Source organism: Bacterioplanoides sp. SCSIO 12839, from assembly GCF_024397975.1.
Taxonomy (GTDB): domain Bacteria; phylum Pseudomonadota; class Gammaproteobacteria; order Pseudomonadales; family Oceanobacteraceae; genus Bacterioplanoides.
The window spans coordinates 754,137-780,001 of record NZ_CP073745.1; the positions used below are offsets into that span (position 1 = coordinate 754,137).

The 25,865-nt window shown below is 42.6% G+C and carries 22 protein-coding genes; 17 read left to right on the forward strand and 5 right to left on the reverse strand.

Annotated elements, in window-relative coordinates:
• Window position 1 precedes the first annotated feature (1 nt).
• The 17 genes from KFF03_RS03575 to KFF03_RS03655 all read left to right on the forward strand — a co-directional run bounded on the left by KFF03_RS03575 (window position 2) and on the right by KFF03_RS03655 (window position 20,347).
• Window positions 2-1,180 carry a glycosyltransferase family 4 protein gene (locus tag KFF03_RS03575; RefSeq protein WP_255858936.1) on the forward strand — a complete coding sequence of 393 codons (1,179 nt, stop codon included), beginning with the start codon at window positions 2-4 and terminating at the stop codon, window positions 1,178-1,180.
• 9 nt (window positions 1,181-1,189) lie between these two features.
• Window positions 1,190-2,341, forward strand: coding sequence for a glycosyltransferase (locus tag KFF03_RS03580; protein ID WP_255858938.1), 1,152 nt, complete (start codon window positions 1,190-1,192; stop codon window positions 2,339-2,341).
• Complete coding sequence (locus tag KFF03_RS03585) at window positions 2,334-3,329, forward strand: glycosyltransferase (protein WP_255858940.1); 996 nt, start codon at window positions 2,334-2,336, stop codon at window positions 3,327-3,329. Before KFF03_RS03580 ends, KFF03_RS03585 begins: the two co-directional genes overlap by 8 nt.
• A gap of 2 nt (window positions 3,330-3,331) precedes the next feature.
• Window positions 3,332-4,330 (forward strand): acyltransferase family protein, encoded by a 999-nt coding sequence (locus KFF03_RS03590; protein WP_255858941.1) that lies wholly within the window; start codon window positions 3,332-3,334, stop codon window positions 4,328-4,330.
• Entirely contained in the window at window positions 4,331-5,758 is a 1,428-nt protein-coding gene (locus KFF03_RS03595; RefSeq protein WP_255858942.1) for an oligosaccharide flippase family protein, read from the forward strand.
• Window positions 5,755-6,756, forward strand: coding sequence for a right-handed parallel beta-helix repeat-containing protein (locus KFF03_RS03600; protein WP_255858944.1), 1,002 nt, complete (start codon window positions 5,755-5,757; stop codon window positions 6,754-6,756). Before KFF03_RS03595 ends, KFF03_RS03600 begins: the two co-directional genes overlap by 4 nt.
• Window positions 6,749-7,774, forward strand: a complete 1,026-nt coding sequence (locus tag KFF03_RS03605; RefSeq protein ID WP_255858946.1) for an acyltransferase family protein — start codon at window positions 6,749-6,751, stop codon at window positions 7,772-7,774. Before KFF03_RS03600 ends, KFF03_RS03605 begins: the two co-directional genes overlap by 8 nt.
• A 122-nt stretch (window positions 7,775-7,896) precedes the next feature.
• Window positions 7,897-9,321: a mannose-1-phosphate guanylyltransferase/mannose-6-phosphate isomerase gene (locus KFF03_RS03610; RefSeq protein WP_255858947.1), complete on the forward strand. Its 1,425-nt coding sequence runs from the start codon at window positions 7,897-7,899 to the stop codon at window positions 9,319-9,321.
• Window positions 9,322-9,341: 20 nt separating this feature from the next.
• A complete protein-coding gene (locus tag KFF03_RS03615) occupies window positions 9,342-10,709 on the forward strand; it encodes a phosphomannomutase CpsG (protein WP_255858948.1) in 1,368 nt (455 codons plus the stop codon).
• A 96-nt stretch (window positions 10,710-10,805) separates the two neighbouring features.
• On the forward strand, window positions 10,806-12,290 hold the full coding sequence (locus tag KFF03_RS03620; protein ID WP_255858949.1) for an MBL fold metallo-hydrolase: 1,485 nt from the start codon (window positions 10,806-10,808) through the stop codon (window positions 12,288-12,290).
• A 72-nt stretch (window positions 12,291-12,362) separates the two neighbouring features.
• A complete protein-coding gene (locus KFF03_RS03625) occupies window positions 12,363-13,529 on the forward strand; it encodes a nucleotide sugar dehydrogenase (protein ID WP_255858951.1) in 1,167 nt (388 codons plus the stop codon).
• 384 nt (window positions 13,530-13,913) lie between these two features.
• Window positions 13,914-15,251 carry an undecaprenyl-phosphate glucose phosphotransferase gene (locus tag KFF03_RS03630; protein WP_255858953.1) on the forward strand — a complete coding sequence of 446 codons (1,338 nt, stop codon included), beginning with the start codon at window positions 13,914-13,916 and terminating at the stop codon, window positions 15,249-15,251.
• 29 nt (window positions 15,252-15,280) lie between these two features.
• Complete coding sequence (locus KFF03_RS03635) at window positions 15,281-15,703, forward strand: VanZ family protein (RefSeq protein WP_255858954.1); 423 nt, start codon at window positions 15,281-15,283, stop codon at window positions 15,701-15,703.
• Entirely contained in the window at window positions 15,700-16,902 is a 1,203-nt protein-coding gene (locus KFF03_RS03640; RefSeq protein WP_255858956.1) for an outer membrane beta-barrel protein, read from the forward strand. The genes KFF03_RS03635 and KFF03_RS03640 overlap by 4 nt, the downstream gene beginning before the upstream one ends.
• Window positions 16,903-16,986: 84 nt before the next feature.
• A complete protein-coding gene (locus tag KFF03_RS03645; RefSeq protein ID WP_255858957.1) occupies window positions 16,987-17,544 on the forward strand; it encodes a polysaccharide biosynthesis/export family protein in 558 nt (185 codons plus the stop codon).
• A 12-nt stretch (window positions 17,545-17,556) separates the two neighbouring features.
• Entirely contained in the window at window positions 17,557-19,746 is a 2,190-nt protein-coding gene (locus KFF03_RS03650; protein ID WP_255858959.1) for a polysaccharide biosynthesis tyrosine autokinase, read from the forward strand.
• On the forward strand, window positions 19,724-20,347 hold the full coding sequence (locus KFF03_RS03655) for a hypothetical protein (protein WP_255858961.1): 624 nt from the start codon (window positions 19,724-19,726) through the stop codon (window positions 20,345-20,347). Before KFF03_RS03650 ends, KFF03_RS03655 begins: the two co-directional genes overlap by 23 nt.
• A 13-nt stretch (window positions 20,348-20,360) precedes the next feature.
• On the opposite strand, the gene KFF03_RS03660 is transcribed toward KFF03_RS03655, so the two are convergent.
• The 5 genes from KFF03_RS03660 to KFF03_RS03680 all read right to left on the reverse strand — a co-directional run bounded on the left by KFF03_RS03660 (window position 20,361) and on the right by KFF03_RS03680 (window position 25,860).
• Window positions 20,361-21,161, reverse strand: coding sequence for a class I SAM-dependent methyltransferase (locus tag KFF03_RS03660; RefSeq protein ID WP_255858962.1), 801 nt, complete (start codon window positions 21,159-21,161; stop codon window positions 20,361-20,363).
• Window positions 21,162-21,182: 21 nt separating this feature from the next.
• Window positions 21,183-22,160, reverse strand: a complete 978-nt coding sequence (locus KFF03_RS03665; RefSeq protein ID WP_255858963.1) for a LysR family transcriptional regulator — start codon at window positions 22,158-22,160, stop codon at window positions 21,183-21,185.
• 164 nt (window positions 22,161-22,324) lie between these two features.
• Window positions 22,325-24,436 (reverse strand): TonB-dependent siderophore receptor, encoded by a 2,112-nt coding sequence (locus tag KFF03_RS03670; protein WP_255858965.1) that lies wholly within the window; start codon window positions 24,434-24,436, stop codon window positions 22,325-22,327.
• A gap of 40 nt (window positions 24,437-24,476) precedes the next feature.
• Window positions 24,477-25,328 carry a hypothetical protein gene (locus tag KFF03_RS03675; protein ID WP_255858966.1) on the reverse strand — a complete coding sequence of 284 codons (852 nt, stop codon included), beginning with the start codon at window positions 25,326-25,328 and terminating at the stop codon, window positions 24,477-24,479.
• On the reverse strand, window positions 25,315-25,860 hold the full coding sequence (locus KFF03_RS03680; RefSeq protein ID WP_255858967.1) for a DUF2878 domain-containing protein: 546 nt from the start codon (window positions 25,858-25,860) through the stop codon (window positions 25,315-25,317). The genes KFF03_RS03675 and KFF03_RS03680 overlap by 14 nt, the downstream gene beginning before the upstream one ends.
• Between the last annotated feature and the right edge of the window lie 5 nt (window positions 25,861-25,865).

Genomic DNA, 25,865 nt, shown 5'->3' on the forward strand with positions numbered 1-25,865 from the left:
TATGAAAGTCGCATTAATCCATGATTGGCTCGTCGTAAATGGCGGAGCAGAGAAAGTTCTAGAACAAATACTGATTCAGTATCCGAATGCGGATATCTTTACATTAGTGGATTTCTTACCTGAAAAAGAGCGTGGTTGGTTGAATAATGCAAAGGTGACCACTTCATTTATTCAAAAGTTGCCTTTCGCAAAAAACAAGTATCGTAACTATTTTCCGTTATTTCCGATTGCGATCGAGCAGTTTGATCTATCTGATTATGATTTGGTTATATCTTCGAGTTATTCGGTTGCTAAGGGGGTAATTACTGGCCCTGATCAAGTTCATATCAGTTACTGTCATTCACCGGCTCGTTATGCTTGGGATCTGCAGGCGCAATACTTAAAAGAAAGTGCCATCGAGCGGGGCTTGAAGTCAATTATTGCTCGTTATTTTCTGCATAAGTTTAGAATTTGGGATGTGCGTACTTCAAACGGTGTTGATGAGTTTATTGCTAATTCAGGTTTTATTAAAAAGCGGATTTATAAGTGTTATCGCAGGGAAGCATTACTAGTGTATCCACCTGTTGATGTAGAACGCTTTCAGGTGTGTAAAGAAAAAGATGACTATTACCTGGCTGCCTCCCGTTTAGTTCCTTATAAGCGTATTGATCTTATCGTTGAGGCATTTACTCATATGCCCGATAAAAAGTTAAAGGTCATCGGTGATGGCCCGGATATGAGTAAGATTAAGAATTTAGCCAAGAATGCCCCGAATATCGAAATCTTAGGGTATCAGTCGAATGAAGCCATGGTCACGCATATGCAAAAAGCCAAAGCGTTTGTTTTTGCAGCTGAAGAAGACTTTGGCATTGTACCTGTTGAGGCGCAAGCATGTGGGACTCCAGTTATTGCTTATGGTAAAGGGGGATGCCTGGAAACTGTTCGCAATGGCGTAACCGGCATGCACTTTCAGGAGCAAACTTCGGCATCTATTCAGGCTGCTGTAAACCGTTTTGAAACGCTATCGGATAACTTGAGCGTTGAAGATATTAGGGCCAATGCGGAGCGATTTTCTAATACCACCTTCAGAAAAAATATTCATTCTGTGGTGACACGAAACTCTCAATTGCTCACTGATCATGTGGAGCCTTTCGATTCCACAACGGTATCAACCAGCCTTTTAGATAAGGTGCAAAGCTAAAGGTATTGAATGATGAGTAAACGGATTTTACACATTCATCAAGATTATCCAGATGGCAGGCCATATCCTTTTACAAGGGCGGTTTCCAATTTAATTGAAGCAACTGAGTTTGAAACGCATGAAGTGAGTCATTTCGTTCTGTCAATTAATAGAACTTCGAATCCATTTAAAGTATCTGTCAAGGAGTTTGATAAAGGATTATCTATTGTGTACTGGGCTTTACCAATTCCTTATATATATATGCCAGTAATTTTTGTTTGGTCATATATATTTTATCAATTTTTAAGGAATAAAAACTTTGACTTGATTCATGGTCATAAGTTGACAACAGAAGGGCTAATAGCCAATAGGTTATCTCGATTTTTAAATATTCCTTATTTAATATCGGTAAGGGGTGGGTCAGATAGTCATAATATAAATCGATTGCCGTGTTCGAGGAAAAAGTTTAGAGAAGTAGCTCTCAATGCCAAACATATATTTTTTGTTAGTCCTTGGATGAAGAGCTCTTATTCAGATTTTTTTAATGTGAAAAATTCAAGTGATTTTCCTAATGTATGTGAACTTTCAGGTGATTTACTTTCTTATAAGGATTCTTTAATGCATAAAAATTTTATAAGTGTTTTAAGTTTTCATCAATACAAAAGGAAAGGGGTAATACCTCTTATAACTTCTATTTCTTCTCTAAAGGATAAAGGTATTAATGTTTATCTTGATATTTATGGTGGTGGTGATGAACGGAATTTTGAAATAGTAAGAAATCATATTGACAATTTAGGTTGTGGTGATTTGGTAAGCTTAAAAGGTGAGGTAAGTAGAGAAAGCTTGTTAGTATCAATGAAAAATTCAAGAGGGTTATTATTACCTGCCTCAAATGAAACTTTTGGTATGGTCTATATTGAAGCGTTATTTTCTGGTGTTCCTATTTTATATCATAAGAAAACTGGTATTGATGGCTATTTTGATGAATTCAATGTTGGGGTCTCAGTAGAATCAAAAAATCATCAGGAAATTGAAATTCAACTAAAAGAACTTATTAATAATATTGATTATTATATTTCAGGCGTAAGAGAATTTAATAAATCAGAAGCTTCAAAGAAATTTTTGACCAAAAATATAATTGATCATTATATTTCGATTATAAGAGGGAGCATGTATGGGTAATAAAGTTTTGATCGTGGCTTCTGCAGGTGGTCATTTGACTCAAGCCATGTGTGCTACAAGTGAGTTTGACGATATAGTTTTGGTGAGCAACAAAATAACCATAACGGACGATCGTATCAATCGCGCTTATCAAATATTTGATACTCAATTTAATCCGTTTATACATTTTATTAATGTATTTTTTGCCTTATTTATATTATTACGACATCGACCAAAAGCGATTTTAAGTACTGGTGGCCCTATCGTTTTACCTTTCGCTTTGTTGGCCAAGGTTTTGCGCTTTAGATTTGTGTTTATTGATACCCTTTCTCGCGTGGTTGAATTATCAAACACAGGAAAGCTGATCCGAAAATATAAGCTCTTTAACTTATTTTTCTCTCAATGGGAGCAGATCGCTAAGCGAAATGATGTTCAGTACATAGGCAAGTGTTTCGATATTCTTAATGAGAACCAAGAACACGTTTCAATCACCCCGTTAGACTCGCCAAAAATACCTTTAATACTGGTAACGTTAGGCACTTCCGACTATCAATTTCAGCGCTTATTGGAACTCATTTCTGAGCACCCTTTATACAAAAGTGCCAAGGTTCGATGGGTGATTCAGGCAGGTGATAATGAAGTGAAAAAACACCCGGCTAACGGTGAAGTTGTGAATTTAGTCTCACGTCAGGATATGGAGGCGTATGTAAAAGAGGCGAGTTTGGTTGTCAGTCATTGTGGTATTGGAAGTATTAACTTGATGCTCAGCTATCAAAAGCGAGTATTTTTTGTGCCTCGAGTTGAGAAATTTTCTGAGTTTTCGGATGACCATCAACTTCAAATCGCACAAGAGATTAATCATCCGCTTATGAATGTTGTATACCCTAATGAGTCGTTACCCAGTTTAAGTGTTGAAGACTTATTGACTCAGCCTCGATATAACGTCTCTAGAGATATTACGAACAGGGTATTTGCTAAGCAAATTCATAAAGTGTGTATTAGGGCTTAGTTATGTTTTATCAATATGTACATAACTTGCGTGGACTAGCTATTTTGTTAGTTATTTCCGCCCATGTGATTTCTGTTGTTCCTTTCAGTAATTCAGAGTTTGCCGATGTCATTCGTAGTTTGCTGAGAAATTGCACTGTTATTTTTGTATTGATTGGCGGCTGGCTATTTTCTTATCTGGTCTCTAAATACACTTATAAATCATATTTGGTGAATAAACTTCAAAAAGTCGTTATTCCTTACATGGTGATATCGCTGCCTGCATTGGCCATTTATTTGTTAGGGTACAAGAGCGCTCATCCATGGGTGGATTTAGCTGCACTTAAAGAAAGCTATGGTTTGATAGGACAAACCCTGTACTTTTTGTTTACGGGAGCACATCTCGGGCCTCTTTGGTTTATGCCTATGGTGTTTTTGTTTTATTTGGCTTTTCCTATCTTTAAGGCCTTATCGAGTAGTCGTTATTTACCCCTTGTAATTGTACTTGCGTTAATACCTGCTCTTTATTTAGGCAGGCCTCTTGCTAACGATAATACTCTTCAATCATTTTTCTATTTCTTACCTGTTTGGTTGATGGGGATGGCCATTTTTCACCATAAAGTCATGTATCAGAGCTTGTCCCGTTATTTCTATTTGTACTTCTTTTTCTTCTTAGTGCTGCTTACATCGATTTATTTTATTTGGGAATGGGACTCTCGAGTGGATTTACTTTTGAAAATTGCTATAGGCGTGATGCTTTTTTCAGGTTTCTATCGTTTAGCGAATTCACCTAATAGGTTTTTAGGTTTGATGGCGGACTTATCTTTTTATCTATTTTTTATTCATGGTTACTTCATGGCCGTATTCAGAGCTCTATTCGCTAAGTTCACTTTTCTACCTCAAGATATTTTAGGTTTTATTATCGTTTTTATTTTAGTGCTTAGTTTATCTGTTATGAGTTTTTATTGTTTCAGGTTCTTCCTAAAAAGTAGAACTGGTACGTTACTTGGAGCCTATAGATAAATGGCAATATCCAAAGATTTAAATAAAGCAATTATTCGAAGTATTACAGGTAAATACGCGTTATACGTTATACAAATACTGTCTCTTATCCTACTGTCTCGAATTTTTACTCCAGAAGAATTTGGCGTTATTGCTGCGGTTCAAGTAATTGCTCTTTTCTTTCAGATGGTTGCAACCTCAGGACTAGCTCCAGCAGTGGTGTTTCATGATGGGTTAACCGATGATAAACGTGATGGAATTTTTAGTGCATCGATCTTAATCGGGGTCGTATTGGCCATTCTTTTTGCATTCTGCTCTTCTCCTTTTTTGATCTGGCTTGGTATTGAAGACAGCTGGATGTTAACGATTTTACTATCGATAAACATATTATTTGCCAGCGTTTCGATGTTGCCTGTGGCTGCTCTGCAAAAAGATGAAATGTTTATTAAGGTATCCTCAGCCGAGGTAATTGCAGAGCTTGTTTTGCTGAGTGTATGCCTATTTTTATTCTTCTATTATCAATGGGGGCTCGAAGCTTTAGCCATTAAGATTCTATTAACGCCTTTTCTACGATTTGTATGTTATTTCTATTTTTCTAGTAACACTCAACTGGGAAGACCTCGAATTGGTAAGGATGTTGGCGCATTCGGAGAGCTCTATCAATTTGCAAAATTTCAGGTGTTATTTAACTTTTTAAATTTCTTTTCACGCAATTTAGATACCTTGTTGGTCACTAAGTATTTCGGTACCGCGGTGGTTGGATTTTACGATAAGTCTTATCAATTAATGCGTTATCCTTTGCAATTGTTCACCTTTGCAATTACGCCTGCCTTACAACCTGTGTTAACTAAATATAAAGATCAACCTGATGTAGTGCAGAAAGAGTTTTATCGAGTGGCTTCTAAGTTAGCGGTTGTAGGGCTTTTTGCATCAAATGTTCTTTATTGGTGTGCTGCCGATGTACTTTTTATTATGTTTGGTGATCAGTGGTTTGGTGCGACTGATATTTTGAAAGTACTTGCGGTGTCCATCCCTTTACAGATGGTGCTAAGTTCCACAGGGGGGATTTATCAAGCCTTTGGGGATACCAAGAGCTTGTTTATTTGTGGTGTCTTTTCATCGGTTGTGAATGTATCCGCTATTGTCATAGGGATAGCTATGAATGATATTTTGTGGCTATGTTTCTTATTGATTGGGGTCTTTATTCTGAACTTTATTCAGTGTTTTTGGCTGATGCATAAGTCGGTATTTATAGCTGTTCAGCCTATAAAGTTTCTCTGTTTACTCACTCTGTGTTTATTACCTTACTGTAATTTGTTCTTCTTTTCTGTTTCAGACGTTTATCCAGATCAGCTTTTAACTTCGTTTATGGATGCTTCTTTTGTGACATGTATTTCTATCGCTTTTTCTGCGGTTTTTTTCTTTATGAGTAAAAAGGTATTCGGATGAACAGCAGATCAGCAGGAATGTTTTTAAGTCTTATTCTCGTGATCGTCGTTGTTGGCAAAGTCAGTGCAACGCCAATGACTGGATGTTCCTATCAATTGACTGCATCTTTTTTTCCATATATTCCTTTTATTAATGAGTTTCAGACGTTTGCGGATATAGAAGATAAGCTGCAGCCGGGTGATATCGTGTGCTTTGAAGAAGGGCAATACTCTGGAATCTCAATTGAAAATGTACATGCGACTCAGTCTTCACCCATAGTTCTTAAATCAATAGTGGATAAGGGCGCTCATATTTCGTTGTCTGATTATAAAGGCACAGGTATTAGTTTAAGGGAGAGTAGTTACATTCGTATTGAAGGGTTTAAAGTTTCTGGAGGGCTTTATGGCATTAGAGCTCTAGATAGTCATGATTTGGTTATTCAAAGAAACTGGATCGAGAATGTCGGGCAAGAAGCCATTCTTGCTACTGTTGATAAATGCAGTACCGATTCGGGCAATTTTAATATCAGTGAAAACCGTATTTTGACAACAGGCAGGAAAAACCCTCAATACGGTGAGGGCATTTATATTGGTTCAGGTAAGGCATCTCTTTGTGGCATAGAGACTGTGCTGATTAATGGGAATTCCATATCTGAGACGACTAATGAAGCGATTGATATTAAATACAATGTATCTGACGTATTAATCCAAAATAATCGTATCGATAATATTGATTTGGCGTTTAATGGTGTCATTACCTTATCTACCTCTGAATTCCCAAAAGTAGATGGTAAGTATCGAGTACTCAATAATAGAATTTCTAATTTTGTAAATAGAAATGGCTACATTGCCAATGCCATAGCTATTGGTAATGGAAGTGCTTTGATCAAAGGTAATGATGTCAAAAATGAGGGGGGCTTGTTTATAAGATTCTATGACTCGTTGAAGGCTACCGCGTTTGATTACATAGAAGTTGAGTCTAATACTTTGTCGGGTGGGTTGGGCTATTCAAATGAGTGAATCAAAGAAAAAAAGAGTAACGCACGTTGATGTTGCTAGAGGTATTTCGATCACTCTTGTGGCGTTATTTCATAGTAAAGTAAGTCTGTATTTCCCTTCATTTATGGATGCGTTAAGTGTCTTAAGAATGCCTTTCTTCTTTTTTATATCGGGGCTTTTTTTTAATTTAAATACAGACCTGAATCGAATTGTTAGTTCAAAAGCCTCAGCATTATTAAAACCGTACCTTGTAACTCTTGTACTTGTTCTTTTAGCAAGTACTATTTTGCAGGGTGAGTCGTTTATGATTCAAGCGCTAGGTATTCTCTATGGTAATGGAGATACTTTGAAATGGACGCCCTTATGGTTTTTAGTGCATCTGTTTTGGATTTATGTGTTAGCAAAACTTTTCTATAGTTTTGTTTTATATAAGATTGAAAGTACTTTATCTATTGTTGTTATATTAATAGCAATACTTTTAGTCGGTGCTTACAACCTTTCATTGATGTATAGCCCCAATACACTAGGCGAAAAAGTTTACTTTTCAGGCTTACCTCATTCTTTAGATATTATTCTGGTGAGCTTGCCTTACTTTTTGCTTGGCAGTTATTTAAAGCAATATGTTCTGCAGTTTAAAGCTAACTTGGTAGCCGCGACTCTGGCAATTGCAGTTTTCTTCAGTATCGTTTTATTTGTTCAACCTCAGGTGGACCTAAACCGTCGTATCTTTGAGTTCCCGATGTACTCGGTTGTTGCTTCTTTTGCAGGGATTTATTTGATGGTTCAGGTTGCCTATTTATTAAGTAAAGTATCGTTTTTATCTAATTTTTTTATTCGTTTAGGGCAGGCATCTCTATTTATTTTGATTTTTCATGTCTATCTAGGTGCTGTCTCCAATAAGATTATCACTAGGTTTGTAGAGCCCTCAGTGTTGATTGCTTTTGTTACTTTCATAATAAGTATCGTTGCCCCAATAGTGATTTTTGAGCTGGTCAAGAGGAATGTTTTTTTGTCAATGCTTTATTTGTATAGGAAATAAAATGAGAAACTGATAAATTTTACTGTTATTTGTGTTACCTTTTTTGTTGGGTGTTTTAAGAAGATTTCATCCATGTATTATTGTTGTATGTATCATGTTGTTAATATTTGAGAATTACTAGTATGATTACTCCTGTTATCATGGCCGGTGGCTCCGGTACTCGTTTATGGCCCATGTCACGTACGGCGTTTCCTAAGCAGTTCCTAGCATTAGGTAAGCAGCTAACCATGCTGCAGCAAACTACGGCGCGTTTGGATGGCCTGCACTCTGGCAAGCCAGTGGTAATAACCAATGAAGAGCATCGTTTTCTCGTTGCAGAGCAAATGCGTCAGCAGAGCCTTGAGGGGGATATTTTACTGGAGCCGGTCGGTCGTAATACGGCACCTGCGATCGCTCTGGCTGCGTTTCAGTTATTAAAAAACAATCCTAATAATGTTCCGGTTATGCTGGTGTTGGCTTCTGATCATATTATTCAAAATACTGAGGCGTTTCAGCAATCAGTATTAACCTTACTGCCAGATGTTGAAGCGGGTAATTTTGGTACGCTAGGGATTGTGCCAACCGAGCCTGCAACGGGTTACGGCTATATAAAACGTGCTTCTTCTGACGTGGTGGCTGATGTCGAGCAATTTGTTGAGAAGCCCGATGCCGTAACTGCGAAAACTTATCTCGAAAATGACTACTTGTGGAATAGTGGCATGTTTATGATTCGTGCCGATCGTTATCTGGAAGAGTTAAAGGAGTATCGGCCGGATATCTATCAGGCTTGTGAAAAAGCCATGATGGATACTTCGCAGGATCTGGACTTTACCCGTGTTAATAAAGAAGCATTTGAAGCCTGCCCGGATGAATCCATCGATTACGCAGTGATGGAGCCGTTATCCGTGACCGGTAATGTGGTGGTTACACCACTGAATGCTGGCTGGAGTGATGTCGGCAGTTGGTCTGCCCTGTGGGAAATTGGTGAGAAGTGTGCTGATGGCAATGTTTTACTTGGTAAAGACGTTCATCAACATGCGATATTAAAAGACACACGTGATAGTTTCATCTTCAGTGAAAATCGTTTAATCACAACGTTGGGTGTTGAGAACCTGGTAGTGGTAGATACACCGGATGCCATTTTGATCGCTGATAAAGATAAAGTACAAAACGTTAAAGAAATCGTAGCCGAGATTAAAAAACAAGGTCGTACTGAGCACTACAGTCATCGCGAAGTGTATCGCCCTTGGGGGAAATACGACTCCATCGATAATGGCGAGCGTTACCAGGTTAAGCGCATTACCGTTAAACCAGGCGCGAAATTGTCGGTGCAGATGCATCATCACCGTGCGGAACATTGGATTGTGGTTTCAGGAACCGCCAGTGTTACCAATGGTGATAACACTTATCTGGTGACTGAAAACGAGTCCACCTATATCCCTATTGGTCAGGTGCATGCGCTGGAAAATCCTGGCGTGATTCCATTGGAAATGATCGAAGTGCAATCGGGTTCTTATTTAGGTGAAGATGATATCGTTCGCCTCAAAGATAAATACGGTCGCGCCTGACACAAAAGGTAATAGAAATTATGACGCAGTTAAGTTGCTTTAAAGCCTATGACATTCGTGGCCGTTTAGGCGAAGAATTAAATACCGATATTGCTTATCGTATCGGGCGGGCTTATGCCCAGTTTCTGGATGCTAAAAAAGTTGTGGTAGGCGGTGATGTTCGGGAAACCAGTGAAGCGCTTAAGCAAGCACTGGCACAAGGTATGACGGATGCCGGTTGCGATGTGATTGACCTGGGAATGACAGGGACTGAGCAAGTGTATTTTGCGGCATTCCATCTGGATGTGGATGGCGGTATTGAAGTGACGGCCAGTCATAACCCCATCGACTTTAATGGCATGAAGCTGGTACGCCGTGGTGCTCAACCGATTAGTGGCGATACCGGGCTAAAAGATATTCAGGCATTGGCTGAATCTGGCGACTTCAACAAGGTAGAGCATAAGGGGTCAGTTACCTCTCTGGATTTGATGTCAGCCTATGTTGATCACTTGCTGGGTTATGTTGACCTAAGCAATTTTAAACCGCTGAAATTAGTCGTAAATGCGGGTAATGGCTCTGCCGGGCCAAGCATTGATGCCATTGAAAATGCATTGAACCAGCGTGGTGTGCCAGTTGAATTTATCAAAGTACACCATGAGCCTGATGCCAGTTTCCCACATGGTATTCCCAACCCTCTGTTACCCGAAAATCGTTCTGCCACGGCGGCTGCAGTGGTTGAGCACAAGGCCGATATGGGCATTGCCTGGGATGGGGATTTTGATCGTTGTTTTTTGTTTGATGAAAACGGCGAATTCATTGAAGGTTATTACATTGTTGGTTTATTAGCCGAAGCCTTTTTGCTAAAGCATCCAGGTGAAAAAATCATCCATGATCCACGTTTAACCTGGAATACTATCGATATGGTTGAGCGCAGTGGCGGTGTTGCGATTCAGAGTAAAACCGGCCATGCCTTTATCAAGGAGCGGATGAGAGCTGAAAACGCCGTATACGGTGGTGAAATGAGCGCGCACCACTATTTCCGCGACTTTGCTTATTGTGATAGTGGCATGATCCCCTGGTTGTTGGTGGCTGAGCTGCTGTGTGTTCAGGGTAAGACGATGTCAGAGCTGGTTGGTGAGCGTATGGCAGCCTTCCCATGCAGTGGTGAAATTAACTATCGCGTATCGGATGTGCCAGCTGTGTTGGCGGCTGTGAAAGTGCATTTTGCTGCCAAGAATCCGGTAATAGATACCACCGATGGCCTGAGCCTTGAAATGCCCGAGTGGCGTATGAATATTCGTGCCTCGAATACCGAACCGCTGTTGCGTTTGAATATTGAAACCCGTGGAGACGCTCAACTCGTTGACGTATTGGTAGCTGATATTGAGCGGATGATTGAGTTGGTTTGATGTGCCAATACTTGGATGGAGTCAGAATCATGTGGCGCTCTATGATTAAATAGATGCGGTGCTAGGAATAACCCACAAAAACACACGGAGGTGTTTATGTATTCTATTCGTCATCATGGTGCGGTATCCGGTGTGACTGGTTCTTGCCATCAGTTAACGCTGGATTCTGGTGGTAGTGTTCTGATTGATTGTGGTTTGTTTCAGGGCGCAGAGTCGTTTGATCGTGAATCTGAAGATTCTGGCTTTGGCCAAAAGCAAATTGATTTTGATATTTCGAATGTAAAAGCGTTACTGGTAACCCATTGCCACATCGATCATGTTGGGCGTATCCCTTATTTGTTAGCCGCTGGTTTCAACGGCCCGATTTATGCCAGCCGCGCTACTGCTGAGTTATTACCCCAGGTTATCGAAGATGCCATTAAGGTAGGCGTTTCCCGTAATCGCCAGATTATTACTTCGGTATTACGCAGGCTTAAAAAACAGCTGGTTGCAGTAGATTATAATGACTGGCAGGCAGTGATGCCGGGTTTAAAAGCCAGGTTTAAAGTGGCGGGGCATATTCTGGGGTCGGCTTATATTGAGCTGGATGTCTTTCCGATGCAGCAGACTGCTGGCCGGCAATCGCCTGATAGAGTGATGTCAATACGGGAGCAGTCAAAACGAGTCATCTTCTCCGGTGATCTGGGGGCACCTTATTCTCCTTTATTGCCAGCTCCAAAATCGCCGTATCGTTGTGATGAGCTGATTATTGAAAGTACCTACGGTGATAGAATGCACGAAGGGCGAAAGTTACGCCGCAAGCGTTTAAAAGCCGTGGTTGAGCGGTGTTTACAGAACAAAGGTACGGTTTTAATCCCGGCGTTTTCCATTGGTCGCACTCAGGAGCTGCTGTACGAGCTGGAAGATATTATCGCCCAGACTGATCGCATTGAAGGCGATACGCTTTGGCATCATCTGGATGTCATTGTTGATTCGCCACTGGCATCCCGTTTTACCGAGCACTATCAACGTTTAAAGCATCTGTGGGATGCTGAGGCGCGGCGCAAAGTAAGCTCTGGCCGACATCCCTTATCCTTTGAAAACTTGTTAACAGTGAATACGCATCAGGAGCATACAAGGCTGGTGCAATACCTGAAAGATAGTGGTCGCCCGGCGATTGTCATTGCTGCCAGTGGCATGTGCGCGGGGGGCCGGATGCAGAACTATTTACAACAACTGCTACCTGATGAGCGCACCGATGTGGTGTTTGTGGGGTATCAGGCAAAAGGCACGCCCGGGCGTGATATTCAGCGCTATGGTCCTCGTTTTAGTCAGGGTAAACCACCGGGATATGTCGTCTTTGATCAGCAAGGTGGTTCTGCTGAGAAAGTCGATATACGCGCGGGTATCTATACACTCAGTGGCTATAGCGCCCATGCAGACCAGGCTGGCCTGGTCAACTTTGTTAAGCGCATGCGCCATTGGCCCAAGCATATTCGTATTGTGCATGGTGACGAGGATGCAAAGCAGCAGTTAAAGTCAGTTTATCTCCAATTGTATGATGACCATGCTCAGGATGTGGATGTACAGATTCCGCAGTGATATGGTGTGCGCAGAATTTATAGTCGTGGCTGTAAAGCTACGGCGTAGGTTAAAAATTAAACAGGAAGCAATATGAAAATTACTGTTGCAGGCACAGGATACGTCGGTTTATCCAATGCGATGTTACTGGCACAACATAACGATGTCGTGGCCTTGGATATTGATGAACACAAGGTGGCTTTATTAAATGATCGCCAGTCACCGATTGTTGATAAAGAAATTGAAGAGTTTTTGGCCCGAGACGATCTCAGCTTTCATGCGACATTGGATAAAGAAGCCGCTTATAACGGCGCTGATTTTGTAATCATCGCTACCCCGACAGACTACGATGTTGAGACCAACTACTTTAACACCTCCAGTGTTGAAGCTGTGATCAAGGATGTGATGACCTTTAACCCGAGTGCGGTGATGATCATTAAATCTACCATTCCGGTTGGCTTCACGCAGCGAATTAAGCAGGAAGTTGGCTCTGATAATATTATCTTCTCGCCAGAATTCCTGCGAGAAGGTAAGGCCTTGTACGATAATCTGTACCCATCACGTATTATTGTGGGTGAAGACAGCGAACGTGCCCGCACATTCGCAGCTCTGCTGGCAGCTGGTGCTATTAAGCAGGACATCAATCAGCTGTTTGTGAATTCGACTGAGGCTGAAGCCGTTAAGTTATTCTCTAACACCTACCTGGCAATGCGTGTGGCTTATTTTAATGAGCTGGACAGTTATGCCGAAGTGCACGGCTTGAACAGTCGTCAGATCATTGAAGGTGTCGGCCTGGATCCACGTATTGGTGATCATTACAACAATCCTTCATTTGGCTATGGCGGTTACTGCTTACCAAAAGATACCAAGCAGTTATTGGCAAATTTTCAGGATGTGCCGAGTAATATGGTACGCGCGATTGTCGATGCTAACACCACCCGAAAAGACTTTATTGCAGATTCAATTATTGCTCGTAACCCGAAGGTGGTAGGTATATATCGTTTGGTTATGAAGTCTGGTTCTGATAACTTCCGCGCATCGGCCATTCAGGGCATTATGAAACGTATTAAAGCCAAAGGCATTGATGTTGTCATTTACGAACCCACTATGTCTGAATCTGAGTTCTTCCGTTCCCGGGTTGAATCGGACTTTACTCAGTTTAAGGCAGATTGTGATGTCATTATTGCCAATCGTATGGCTGATGAGCTGAATGACGTAGAAAGCAAAGTTTATACTCGTGATTTATTTGGCAGTGATTAAAAAATTAATAATAATGTATTGGTTTTATGCTTTTATAAATCTATTCTGTAAGAAAAGATGGTGCGAAATGAGATTTATAAAAAGAAAAAAGCACTAAATCATTAGTTTTCATTGTTTAGCAAATAAGTATTAAAAAATGGCCGTTTTGGCCATTTTTTATGCATTTAATATGACGTTTTTTTTAAATTGATATGACTTAATGCGACAGGGAGTAGTTAATTGTAAAATGATGTGATAGCTTCCGATTTCACGGACTACATTTCCAATGTAATGGATTTGGAAGCAGACTGAAAAGTAAATCAGTCAAGGATGATTCTTATGACCCATCAAGGAATGATACGCTCTAATCAGGGAAGTTTTTCTGCTGGTTATCGTCTTATAGATATGCTTATTATCATAAGCTGTTTGATCGTTTCTTCTGGTATTTATGATATCACCGTTGATGCAGGCTATTTGTTGGTTTGTTTGTTGGGTGTTATTGGTTTCTATTTTATTGCTGAATCTTCTGGTCTGTATGGTTCCTGGCGAGCAGCTTCGTCATTGCGAATGTTCATGACAACGATCATTGCTTGGAGTGTCTGCTGTTGTTTGTTGTTACTGGTTGGTTTTTTTGCCAAGGCCAGTGTTGATTACTCGAGGTTAGTTATTGGTACTTGGATGTTATCGACCATGGTTTTGCTCTTGAGTTGGCGTTTGTTATTACAGGAAATTTTAAAAGTATTTCGAAGCCAGGGGTATAACAGTCGTCATGCTGCAGTGGTTGGCTTAAATGACAACGCAATTCGCATGAAAAGCGAGTTAATGAATAGCCCTGAGACTGGTATACGATTTGAAGGTTTTTTTGATGATCGTAGCCATCAGCGGTGTGCTTCAGATTTTCCGGATGAGCAGTTGCAAGGCACTATTGAAGATTTATTAAATCGCACTAAATCCGGTGAATTTGATCTGATCTTTATCGCTTTGCCACTCAAAGCACAAAAGCGAATTGCTCAAATTCTGGAACGTTGTGGTGATACCACTGCCAGTGTTCATCTGATTCCCGATTTTTTCACTTATAACCTGATCAATGCTCAGCTGGGCAATGTCGGCAATGTGCAAACCATCAGTATTTACGACACCCCATTTGCGGGCTTTAACGATATCTTGAAGCGCTTGTTTGATATCATATTTTCAAGCTGTGTTTTGATGGTGATTGCATTACCTATGCTGGTAATTGCATTGGCAGTGAAGTTAACTTCACCTGGGCCAGTGATTTTTAAGCAATATCGCTACGGCTTAGATGGACGCAAGATTCAGGTTTGGAAATTCCGTAGCATGACAACGATGGATAATGGCAACAAAGTCGTACAGGCTCAAAAGAATGATGCTCGTATTACAGCCGTTGGAGCATTTATCCGAAAAACGTCTCTGGATGAACTGCCACAATTTATTAATGTATTACAGGGTAGAATGTCTGTGGTTGGCCCTCGACCACACGCTGTAGCACACAACGAAGAGTACCGCCGGCTTATTCCTTATTACATGTTGCGTCACAAAGTAAAACCCGGTATCACAGGTTGGGCTCAGATCAATGGCTATCGTGGTGAAACCGATACGCTGGATAAAATGGAAGGGCGTGTTGATTATGACCTGGACTATATTCGAAACTGGTCATTACTGATGGATATTAAAATTGTATTTTTAACTTTCTTTAAAGGGTTTGTTGGCAACGATGCTCGCTGAAATTTCTGCTAAATAGAGAAAAGCAACAGATGGCTAAAGTTGCATTATGTTTGTATACCATATTCTTAATGAGCTTAAGTATAGGCAAGTCACTGGGGTATCACACCGATAGTATTCTGGCTCTCGAGCGAGCTATGTTTGGTGACAAATGGATGCATTTTATTTTATCGATACCTTTGTCACTGATGCTGCTTGTGGTTTTGCATCAGCTAGGTAGAAAAGCTTATTCTGATGCGTTATACGCTTTACTGTTCCTGGTTCTGATTTTAGGGCTGGATGAGCTAAGTCAATTCTGGATTGGCTCAAGGCATTTTGATTGGCGGGATACATTGAGTGGAGTTGCTGGTGTAATGGCTGGCGCTTTAGTTTTTTTCTTCTGGCAAGTATTACTCCGCTTGTCATGCATTATGCGGCGTCATGGTTTGATAATAGGGAGCATCGGGAAGCGATGATGAAACTTAACACGGGTATCACTTTTTTTATGGCGTTGATCAGTGGCTCTGTATTGGCTGTCGAGCCAATCGGCAGAAGCCTTGGTAGTGGTATTGCAGTCTACCCTGATGTTAAAGCCGAAGTTGAGCATAACGATAATATCTACTTGCTTGAAAATAACACAATAGACTCTGTAATTACGCGAGTCTCACCCGGAGTAACTTTTAAAGGTGACATGCCAGCGCTGCAATGGCAGGCAGGTTATCGCTTTGAACAAGCGTTTTATAGTGAAGATGGTGATGATGACTATTTTGATCAGGATCTTAATGTGGATCTTGATTATGAACTGAATAGCTATCATCAGATTGCATTTGATGCGGGTTTCCACGACGGGCATGAAGCACGGGGTGCAGGTTCTATTGAAGGCGGTTTGGCTCTGTTTCTTGAGGCTCCTGATGAGTATGATGAATACGATGCTAATCTGGAATATAAATATGGCGCTGACGAGTCTTTGGCTGATTTTAATGCCAAGCTTGGCAGTTACCAGAAGCGCTTTGAAGACAATGAAACCCGAAATGGTATAAACATTTCCAATGCCGATCGCGATTATGATCAATGGAATGCATTGTTAGGTATGGACTTCACTATCAGCCCGGCAACTAAAGCGGTGGTGGAACTTTCAAATACGGAAGTGAGTTATAAAGAAGACAGTGATGACTTTCGTGAAGGCGGAACTATTCGTGCATTAGCAGGTTTCCGTTGGGATATTACTGGTAAAACAACTGGTGAAGCAAAATTTGGTACCTCAACCCGGGACTTCAAAAATGGTGATGCAGATTCTGAAACACGCTTCAGTTGGTCGGTTGATTTAACCTGGAAGCCTCAACTGCAGTCGTCCGTAGCTTTCTATTCGGCACAAAGTAACGATGAAACTTATCGTGTTGGTAACTATATAGATAACCGTTATAGCCAAATAAGCTGGGATCACAGCTTCTCTACGTTTATTGCTGCGGGTTTGGAAGGTAGCTTATCTCATGATGATTATGTGGGTTCCGAGCGTGAAGATGACATAACCTCACTATCAGCTAGTGTAACCTATTCACCGCGTATCTGGATGGATGTGAAGGCCTCTCTGAAACATGAGAACCGTGATTCCGAAGCGGACAATCTGGATTACTCTCGTCAGGTATTCAATGTTTCTGTGACTTTAGCATTATAATTTTTCTGCTTTTAACGTAATATTCAGATTCTGAGGGCTGGCTGCTGTAAGCCCTCTGCTCGCAGTAAGTTACAGGATGTACTCATGTCGCGCTTTTTATGTCTTCTTTTTTTCGTTGCTTTTCCTTTATTCTCTGTTGCAGAAGTTGATGCCTACCGACTTGGTGCCGGTGACCTTATAAGTATCAGTGTATACGATGAACCCGACCTCGATATTGAAATGCGCATCGGTCTATCCGGTTCTATTTCTTATCCTTTTCTGGGGGATGTTGCGGTTTCAGGCCTGAGCCCTTCAGAGCTTGAAAAAAAGCTGACCTCCGGCCTGAAAGGCCCATACTTGATTGACCCTAATATCACTGTTTCAATTATTGAATATCGTCCATTTTATGTGATTGGTGAAGTGGAAAAGCCGGGTAGTTATGCCTTTCATCCGGGTCTTACCGTTAATCGTGCTATCTCGATTGCCGGAGGCTTTACCGATCGTGCCTCTCGCTCCAGCATTTATGTGATTGATGATCAGCAGAAGTTAAAAGAACTGATGCAGCCAGACAGTGTTGAAGATGAACAAAAAAGAAAAAAAGTAAAACTGTTTGATTTTGTTCAGCCTGGCAGCGTGATCACTGTCGAGCAAAGCTTTTTCTGAGGAATATGGAATATGAATCAAAGGTCTGAACTAACCAGTCAGCCAGTGATTGAGGTGATCGATCTTTCTTATTACTGGAATATTATTCGCAGAAATCTAACGACTATTATTGCCTTATCTGCCGTTGTTACCATTATCACGGCACTGGTGGTTTTCTCGTTAACACCTAAATATGTTGCAACTACAACACTGCTGATTGAGGCAGAAGAAACCAACCTGCTATCCATCGAGGAAGTGTATGGTATCTCTTCAGATTCCAAAGAGTATTTTCTGACTCAATTTGAAATCCTGAAGTCGCGTGACATTGCCAGACGAGTTGTTGAAGGCCTCAATCTGATTGATAACCCTGAATTTAATCCCTTTCATCCAGCTACAGAAAAAGGCTTTAGTATTAAATCTCTGATCATTGATGAAGAGGAGCTTCCAGCCCCGGAAAAGATCATTAAGGTAACGATCGATAACTTTTGGAAGTCAATTACGATCTCTCCTGTCAGGAAGACACAACTGGTTAAGATATCGGTTGAAAGCCGGAACAAGGCCTTCACCGCAGAGGCAGCTAATGCGGTCGCGAATGCCTATATTGATAGCCAGTTGGAAGCAAAAGTAGGGTTGAACAACCAGGCTTCAGGTTGGTTGGGTGGCCGTTTAGGTGGGCTTAAAGAAAGGTTAGAAAAGTCAGAACAAGAGTTGCAGCAGTTTCGGGAAGCGAACAGTTTGGTCGATGCTGAAGGCGTAAATACCTTTTATCTTAAAGAATTAGAACGCATCACGGAGAAGTTGGTTGATGCTCGTAATAACCGCTCTAACATCGAAAGTACATTTAAGCAGTTACAATCATTACCAAACCTGACCTATGAAAATCTGAGCGTACTGCCTGCAATTCTGAAGCACCCTTTGATTGTGCGTCTGCGTGAACAGGAGACGATTGCTGAGCTGAAGGTTTCTGAACTGAGTAAGCGTTATGGGCCCAAGCACCCGCGTATGATTGCAGCACAATCGGATGTAGATGCAGTAAAAGACTCTGTATTAATTCAGATGAAGCGCATTGCTGACGGTATTGAACAGGATTATCTGGTGGCTAAAACTCAGGAGCAATCACTTGAGCAGTCATTCCAGAACATTAAGAAAAAGATACAGCAACTGAATCGCAAAGAGTTTGAGCTGAATGAGTACACTCGTGAAGTGCAGGCGAATCGATCTTTATATGATGCTTTTTTTAATCGTGTACGTGAAACATCAGCGACAGGTGGTTTGCAAACGGCGAATGCACGTATCGTTGACCCGGCAGTTTTACCGGATTTCCCAGTAAAACCGAAGAAAAAATTAATTGTTGCTCTGGCGATGGTAGCCAGCTTTATGTTTGGTATTGCATTGGTCTTTCTTAAAGATGCGCTTGATGCGACGATTAAAAACAGTGACGACGTTACGAAGAAGTTATCGACCTCCATTGTTGGCTTAATACCATTTGTAAAGCTGGATAAAAAACTAGCTGAAGACTCTGTTAACCATATGGCCAAAGCTTACATCAGCGATCGACATGTCGGTTTTTCAGAATCCGTTCGTACACTGCGGACCAGTCTGGCACTGGCATCGTTACAATCGCCGCATAAGGTGCTGTTGTTTACTTCTTCAGTGCCTGGTGAAGGCAAAACGACGACTTCATTGAATCTGGCTGCGGCTTATGGTCAGGTGGAAAAAGTATTATTAATTGATGCGGATATGCGCCGGCCAACGGTGGCTAAACAATTGCAAATGGCTGCGGCGGCACCTGGTTTATCCAATGCTATTCTTGATGTCGAGCAGCTGGATAATAGTATTCATCATTTTGATGATCTCAATATTGATGTCATGCCTGCCGGAGTATTACCGCCTAACCCTCTGGAACTGCTGTCTTCTCCAGCCTTTGCTGAATTGTTAGATCGCTTAAAGCGGCGTTACCAACGCATTATTATTGACTCCGCACCGATGCAAATTGTCAGTGACGCTTTGTACTTGTCGACACTGGTGGATGGCACTGTGTATGTGATCAAAGCAGACTCTACCAAGGATAAATACGTCAAAGGTGGAGTAGAGCGCCTGCAGCAGGCCAATGCCAATGTATTAGGTGTGGTGTTGAATCAGGTGGATGTTGAAAAAGAAGCGCGCTACGGCGATTATCAGGGTGGTTACTACAGCCAGTATGGTTATACCTCTGAAGCGTAATGCCAATCGGCTGATCAATCTCGCTTTGGTTAGCCTGGCATTGGTGTCGTGTTATGTATTTGTTGTGGCTTCTTTAAGGTCACTGGGCGATCAAAGACCCGTGACCGCCGATGATAATATCTGGCTTATCGCTGCTGACCAGCTGGCAATCAATAACCCGGATGTATCTGCCAGCCTTGCTTATTATCAGCGTCAACAAGCATTTTATTATGAGTCTGAACAACGTCAGCAATTGCTGCGCTCATCACTCAATCATTGGCAGAAAGCCTCAGCTTTGCGGCCGTTATGGCCGTACTACCAGCTTGGCGCGCTTGATATCGAGGTCATACTCGATCAGCCTGCTGCGCAAATCCAGTCACGCATTACATGGGTTATCAGCCTGACTCCTAATGAACGAGGTCTGGATAAATCGTTGTTGGAGCTAGCAGTCTTTTCCTGGGAAAAGTTAACGCAGGGGCAAAAAGATTGGATGTTAAAGCGCTTAAAACTGCTAAATCACAGCGAGTTGCTATTTGTCCTTGAAGCGGCAGAAAAGGTAAATAAAAAGGCGCTGTTATGCGCCTATTTGCCGTTTACGAAAATACGTCGCTACTGTCGCTAATACGTTTAGGCCGTTAGGGCTTACGAAACTTCAGCGTCATACGATCGCTTTCGCCAATCGCAAGAAATTTCTCTTTATCAACATCACCCAGTCGTAACGATGGTGGTAGCGTCCAAACGCCTTTCGGGTGGTTTTTAGTATCTTTACTGTTCGCGTTCACTTCGGAACCCGCAATAAATTCAAACCCGGCTTTTTCGGCCAGTTCTTTTACATACGTTTCACTGACATAACCGGACTGAACCATTTTTTCGTAAGAAAATGAATCAGGCGCTCTGTGTTCTACCACACCCAGAATACCGCCGGATTTTAATGCCTTAAAGGCTGCATTAAAAACGGCTTGCTCCTGTTGGTTACGCATCCAGTTATGCACATTACGAAAGGTCAGTACTTTATCGGCACTGCCATCGTCAGCCATTTTCAGGTGTTTTGGCGGTTCCAGCTGAGTGATCTGGATATTGCCGTAACGCTCTGGTTTTGTCAGGAATTTGCTTTCGAATTCGCCGCGCAAACGGCGGAAAAAACCGACCTTGGAATCTGTTGGCCAATGAGCCGCAATCAGCTGACCATTATCTTTTAATAGTGGCGCCAGAATTTCGCTGTACCAGCCGCCACCGGGCCAGATCTCTACGACCGTATCGCTTGGTTTGATGTCAAAGAAGGCCAGGGTTTCTGCTGGGTGACGAAACTGATCCCGATTTCGCTGTTGCTCGCTGCGGTGGCTTTGGTCACCGATGTCCAAAGCCGTTGGTGCCTGCTGAGCCAGGCTGTTGCCAGATAAAACCAATGCGGCAGAGAGCAGAAGTGTCAGTTTCATGCCGGTACTCCTTGAGTCGTGTTATTGCAGAGAGATATTTTCCAGCTCTGATTGAGTAAGGCAGCGTCCGGCTTCACCTAACTCCACCTCCCATGGTGGGTTAGGGCGAACACTCTCAATCACAAAATCAACAAAACTGCGCACCTTCGCGGATAGGTGACGGTTGCTTGGATACAGAGCGTGAATCGGACTGTTTTCAAACGGCCAATCGCACAATACTGGTACCAGGTTGGTTGAGCGAATGCCTGAGGCGGCAATTAACATTGGCAGTGGGGCAATGCCAACACCGGATAAGGCCAAGGTGTAGAGGCTGGCGAAGTCATTCACCTGTAAGCGTGGTTTTACCTGAACCGTGGTTTCTTTTTCATCCGGGCCCACAAGGCTCCAGCTGGTCCACTCTGGGGTGGACAATAAGGTATGTTCGCTTAAGTCCTGTGGATGATTCGGTGTGCCATGGCGCTTCAGATATTCCGGGCTGGCACACAACATGGCGTGAACATCGCCTAAATGACGGCCAATTAACGATGAGTCTTCTAACTGGCCGATACGAAAGGCGATATCAATGCCTTCCTGTACAAGGTCGAGCTTTTGGTCGGATAACACCATGTCGATTGAAACCTGTGGGTGTTGCTCCATGTAGTCGGCTACCAGACTGCTGAGTACCGTTGAACCAAACAGCACCGGTGCAGTGATACGCAAAGTACCGGTGGGTGTGCTCTGCATTTGGGTGACTGCGATATTGGCTTCTTCGATTTCACTGAGAATTCGCGCACAGTGGTTGTAATAAGCATTGCCGGTATCGGTCAGGCGCAGGCTGCGCGTTGTACGTTGAATCAAGCGGATACCGAGGCGTTCCTCCAGCTGAGTAATTTTTCGGCTGACGGTCGATTTGGGCAATCCCAGGTTTTTAGCCGCACCTGTGAAACTGCCTGCTTCAACCACATGAACAAAAATGGCCATTTCGTTCAGGTCGAACTCTTCGCGTTTGCCGATCAGCATGATGGTGTCTCCGGTTCTTGCTTCAAAAACATAATATTTACAGTATGGGGATTAATTCGTAAAAATAAAGTTTTTGGAACAATTGGTGTTTTTACTTTGTTATTGATCCATAAAAATGTCGTTTGTCACTATCATATATGCCTGTTATGGAATAATGAGACATCTCAGAGCTTTGCTTTGATTCCAAACGAAACAATGGTGGGCAGATCGGTCACATCTTCGCGATTACTGTAGTCTGCTCCCTCATACTCGTAATCTACGACATTGCTTCTGCCATAAAGGTTCAGAATTTCGGCGTAAAAATCCATTTCCCAGCGTTTGAAGACAAACGTACGGTCAGCACGCACATCCAACTTGTGATAAGCCGGTAAGCGTTCTGAGTTCAGGTCGCCATAGATAGGATTGTATAACGCCGGGTTATCTTCATCCTGCACAGCACCTTCCAGTGGAGTGATCAGCTGGCCACTTTGATAGCGCCATTTAAAGCCGATTTGCCAATCCCGGTTATATTGATAGTTAGCGACCGCATTGATGATGACGGGCTGGTCGTAGTTGTAACGAAAGCTGTCACCGGTGAGTTGATCTTTGCGCTCTGTCCGGGAATACGCAGCAGATAACCAGCCATACCATTGGTCGCTCAGATTTTTATTCACAAAAAATTCCGCTCCCCATGCCTTACCATTGGCATCGTTGGTGTAACGCGGCAGGTTATTGTATTGCTCGTCACTGAGTTCACTGTAGCGCGGGTCTTTGGGGGGGCGGCCAATAATGATGTCTTCCAGGGTTTTGTAATACAGTTCAACTTTCCAGAACAGTTCGCCGAGAAAAAAATCGTCTGACAGCGTATTTTCGAGCCCCAGTTCATAATGATCGGCGGTTGGCTGTTTTAACTCCGGATTACCAAACTCTGGTGTGTAAGAACCAAAATTATCTGGCAGGATATGGTATTGGCCATAGCCGGAAGTGAACGCCCAGTTATTCGTGAATTCCCAGCGGCTGTTCAGTTTGGGTTCGATAAAGTCTTGCTCGGTATAATCGTCGGTGGATAACAAAATACCGGAGCTGAGTGTCCAGTTGGGAGTGACCGACCAGACATCCGTCAGGTTGGCATACCAGGTTTTAACAACCGGTTTACCCGAGCCACTGATGGTTTCAGTGCCATCGATAATGCGGCAATCTGGCTCAAATTCATCACAAGGTGGCGCATCAAAGCGGCCTTTATAGCCGATATGCGCCTCGTCGTATTCCAGCCCCCATTGCAGTTCGTGATCAATATGAATCGGATAACTGAATTGTGAACGCAGATTGTATGAGTTGACCTTCACATCAATACGGTTATCAAAACCGATACCAAAGGCAAACTTCTCTTCCAGTTGCGACAAGCCAATCTTGTGGCTCAGGCCGGAGTCATACAATTTATCCCAGACAACCCCCTGACTATTAAAGAAGGCCTCAAATTGCAGGCCACCTTCAAGACCCGGATCTTGCAATACTTCGTCGGAATCGTCAGCGAATAACAATCCCCCTTTATCGCGTGCGCCAATAATCTGCACGCTCAGGGTTTCGGTATCATTAATCCGCCAGCTGTATTTACCCTGATAATCGTAAAATTCCGGTACCGTGGTGAATTCAAAGTCTTCTTCATCAAGAAAGTTTTCGATGTAATACTGGAACAAACTCTGGCGGGCAGAAAAATAAAAGGCCTGATCATCGGTGATCTGATTTTCAACAAAAATGCCGGCTTTTAATAAGCTGAGATCTAAAACCAGCTGATCGCGGTCCTGATAGGGTAAGCGGGAGTCGGCATCAATCACAGCGCCGGTGGCATTGTTGTATTCACTGCCAAACGCTGCCGCTTCCAGTTTAAAACCTTCGACCACGTTATCATTCAAAATACTGCTGCTATCGAGGTGGAAGATATAACCCACCGGTAAAAAGTCGACGATATAGGCATTATCGGCAGGGGATGAACCACGTACTGCCGGTTCGGAGCGGTTACCATTGCCAAATACCACGCCGGGTAAGCTTTCAATGGCTCTGAGTGGGTCATTGCCTGCACCTGGCACTTTAAGTAGTTTGTCGGCACTGATGGTATCCAGCGTATCTTCTTCACCCTGAATACTGACGGTTTCCAGATTGACGGTTTCCGGGTTGACAGTGCCCTGGCTGCTGTCTTCGGGAGGAGCGGTTTCCGCATAACTGGCTACGGATAACGAACCTGCTAATAAATACATCCCTGAATATTTGATAAAACGATGGGTACGAAACAATTTCATAACACTTCCCTATGGCAGCCAGTCATGGTCAATAATGCCATCAGTTTGCCTCACCTGGCTGAACAGCTGATGAATGGACAGAATTAATCGCTGTTGAAGGTGAAGACGGCTCATAATAATGATAGCGAATATCCACCTCCTGACCATCGCCATTCTTATCCTGAATATTACTCAAACCACGATAACGCATCAGGCGCTGAGTGTTGCGATCGTATTCCAGTTTAATCGGAGACATCAACCAGGATAATAAGGACGAACGCAATGTCATCTCCAGTTTGAGATTGGTTGCATCCGATTGTTCTGGGTTTTGCGCTTCAACTTCAAAATTAACACTGGTTTGTCGCGCGACAGAGGCAAAGCTGAAAGGAATGGTTTTTCCAGCCAGTAAGGCATCCCAATGCTGGCGAATAAAATCATCAAAGCCTGCATCAATCACCAGTTCATAATCAAATTCGGTTAACTGAGTTTGTTCAGTTTCCTGGTTTTCCGTCAGGATTAAAGTGAGGGTGTTAGTGTTGCTCGTTTCCGTACTTTTTGCCTCTTCCCTATAATCCGTGCGAAAATCTGTCAGAATAAAATCTGGCTGTGTAGGCGAGCTAAGATACCAGTTTTCTTTGCTGGCGATTAACTCTCCCTCGGCCGAATAATAATTAACCTGACGTTTTACCGGCTTCCCTGCTTGTAATAATAAACGATGTTCTTCCCGGTAGAGCAGGGTATTCGAGCTGTTTGAACTGCCGAGTAAATACGCTTCACCAACATAACTGATTTCTGACGATTTCAGGGGCTCTGACAAGTTCTGTGCAGCAAATGCAATAACAGAACTGCCGGTAAAAAGTAACGCTATAAACAAATGATTAATAAGCGCCATTAGCCGATTAAATAGAGCCATCAGCAGCCTCCGTTTTTTGTAATTGCACGCACACCGCCAACAACAGCAGGCTCCAGAATAAGCTGATTGCAATCAAGGCATTCATCGTCACGGAGACGGCCCCCAGTTGATGACCCAGGTAATAACTCCAGGGTGCCCCTAATGCTCCAAATAACACAGCAACCATAGGTCTTTTCAGCAATCCGACCATGGAATGTCGCACGGTTGATGCAAAGGCCAGCCATAGCGCCATTAACCAGAAAGGAATCGTGACCCCAGATGGCTGAGGGAAAACAATCCATTCAATCTGCATAAGTACCGTATCGAATAAAATGCCCAGGCTGATCAAGGGCAAAACCAGACGCATTTCATCCAGTAACTGATTTTGCTCAACAATCCAGCCTGCATGAACCACCACCAGAAGCAGCAGTGCGGCTAATGCCCACTGGTTGCCTCCAACCACACAGGCCAGCCAGCAGAGCTGAAACAGCACGATATTAATAACGGTTTTCAACCAGCTGTTGTTGTGCATTACTTGTTGAATGGATGGCATACATC

What these genes read in the sequence shown, in the direction of transcription:
- KFF03_RS03575 (WP_255858936.1), top strand. Translation starts at nt 2, where the DNA reads ATGAAAGTCGCATTAATCCATGATTGGCTCGTCGTAAATGGCGGAGCA.
- KFF03_RS03580 (WP_255858938.1), top strand. Translation starts at nt 1,190, where the DNA reads ATGATGAGTAAACGGATTTTACACATTCATCAAGATTATCCAGATGGC.
- KFF03_RS03585 (WP_255858940.1), top strand. Translation starts at nt 2,334, where the DNA reads ATGGGTAATAAAGTTTTGATCGTGGCTTCTGCAGGTGGTCATTTGACT.
- KFF03_RS03590 (WP_255858941.1), top strand. Translation starts at nt 3,332, where the DNA reads ATGTTTTATCAATATGTACATAACTTGCGTGGACTAGCTATTTTGTTA.
- KFF03_RS03595 (WP_255858942.1), top strand. Translation starts at nt 4,331, where the DNA reads ATGGCAATATCCAAAGATTTAAATAAAGCAATTATTCGAAGTATTACA.
- KFF03_RS03600 (WP_255858944.1), top strand. Translation starts at nt 5,755, where the DNA reads ATGAACAGCAGATCAGCAGGAATGTTTTTAAGTCTTATTCTCGTGATC.
- KFF03_RS03605 (WP_255858946.1), top strand. Translation starts at nt 6,749, where the DNA reads ATGAGTGAATCAAAGAAAAAAAGAGTAACGCACGTTGATGTTGCTAGA.
- KFF03_RS03610 (WP_255858947.1), top strand. Translation starts at nt 7,897, where the DNA reads ATGATTACTCCTGTTATCATGGCCGGTGGCTCCGGTACTCGTTTATGG.
- KFF03_RS03615 (WP_255858948.1), top strand. Translation starts at nt 9,342, where the DNA reads ATGACGCAGTTAAGTTGCTTTAAAGCCTATGACATTCGTGGCCGTTTA.
- KFF03_RS03620 (WP_255858949.1), top strand. Translation starts at nt 10,806, where the DNA reads ATGTATTCTATTCGTCATCATGGTGCGGTATCCGGTGTGACTGGTTCT.
- KFF03_RS03625 (WP_255858951.1), top strand. Translation starts at nt 12,363, where the DNA reads ATGAAAATTACTGTTGCAGGCACAGGATACGTCGGTTTATCCAATGCG.
- KFF03_RS03630 (WP_255858953.1), top strand. Translation starts at nt 13,914, where the DNA reads ATGCTTATTATCATAAGCTGTTTGATCGTTTCTTCTGGTATTTATGAT.
- KFF03_RS03635 (WP_255858954.1), top strand. Translation starts at nt 15,281, where the DNA reads ATGGCTAAAGTTGCATTATGTTTGTATACCATATTCTTAATGAGCTTA.
- KFF03_RS03640 (WP_255858956.1), top strand. Translation starts at nt 15,700, where the DNA reads ATGATGAAACTTAACACGGGTATCACTTTTTTTATGGCGTTGATCAGT.
- KFF03_RS03645 (WP_255858957.1), top strand. Translation starts at nt 16,987, where the DNA reads ATGTCGCGCTTTTTATGTCTTCTTTTTTTCGTTGCTTTTCCTTTATTC.
- KFF03_RS03650 (WP_255858959.1), top strand. Translation starts at nt 17,557, where the DNA reads ATGAATCAAAGGTCTGAACTAACCAGTCAGCCAGTGATTGAGGTGATC.
- KFF03_RS03655 (WP_255858961.1), top strand. Translation starts at nt 19,724, where the DNA reads ATGGTTATACCTCTGAAGCGTAATGCCAATCGGCTGATCAATCTCGCT.
- KFF03_RS03660 (WP_255858962.1), bottom strand. Translation starts at nt 21,161, where the DNA reads ATGAAACTGACACTTCTGCTCTCTGCCGCATTGGTTTTATCTGGCAAC.
- KFF03_RS03665 (WP_255858963.1), bottom strand. Translation starts at nt 22,160, where the DNA reads ATGCTGATCGGCAAACGCGAAGAGTTCGACCTGAACGAAATGGCCATT.
- KFF03_RS03670 (WP_255858965.1), bottom strand. Translation starts at nt 24,436, where the DNA reads ATGAAATTGTTTCGTACCCATCGTTTTATCAAATATTCAGGGATGTAT.
- KFF03_RS03675 (WP_255858966.1), bottom strand. Translation starts at nt 25,328, where the DNA reads ATGGCTCTATTTAATCGGCTAATGGCGCTTATTAATCATTTGTTTATA.
- KFF03_RS03680 (WP_255858967.1), bottom strand. Translation starts at nt 25,860, where the DNA reads ATGCCATCCATTCAACAAGTAATGCACAACAACAGCTGGTTGAAAACC.